Below are 602 nucleotides of genomic sequence, written 5' to 3'. Positions count from 1 at the left end.
GCCGCCAACCAGGCGCTGCCCGACCGCTGGTGGTCGCTGTACAACGACCCGGTGCTGGACGGCCTGATCACCCAGGCGCTGCGTGACAACGTCGAGCTGAAGGCCGCCGATGCACACCTGCGCCGTGCCGCGGCGGTGTACGAACAAGCGCTGGACGCCGGTGGCTTCGAGTACGAGGCCGAGGCCGGCGTCAGCCGCGCGCAGCTGTCGGCCGAATCGTTCCTGCAGGAGCACGAGCTGCCGGTGATCAACCTGGCCGATGGCAAGTTCGCGGTCAGCTACCAGTTCGACCTGTTCGGCAAGCTCAAGCGCGGCGCCGAGGCAGCGCGTGCCGACGAGCAGTCCGTTGCTGCGGCGCGTGACCTGGCCCAGGTCAGCGTGGTCGCGCAGGTGGCCGACAGCTACCTGGAAATCTGCCATGCCAACCACGAACTGCACGTGGCCGAGCATTCGCTGCAGCTGCAGCAGCGCAGCCGCAGCGTCACCGAGCGCCTGATCGCGGCCGGTCGCGGCACGCCGCCGGAACTGGCCCGCGCCAATGCCCAGGTGGCGCTGCTGGAGGCGGCACTGCCGCCGCTGCGCGCGCAGCGTTCGGCCGCGGC

1 protein-coding gene is annotated in these 602 nt (G+C 70.9%); it reads left to right on the top strand.

Going from position 1 to position 602, the window contains the following annotated elements; translation table 11 throughout:
- A partial coding sequence (locus tag ARC23_RS00680) for a TolC family protein (RefSeq protein WP_160321645.1) occupies nt 1-602 on the top strand: 602 nt, incomplete at both ends.

The organism is Stenotrophomonas beteli, assembly GCF_001431665.1.
Taxonomy (GTDB): Bacteria; Pseudomonadota; Gammaproteobacteria; order Xanthomonadales; family Xanthomonadaceae; genus Stenotrophomonas; species Stenotrophomonas beteli.
Note: the sequence above shows the minus strand (reverse complement) of the source record. Positions and strands in the feature narration are given on the sequence as shown.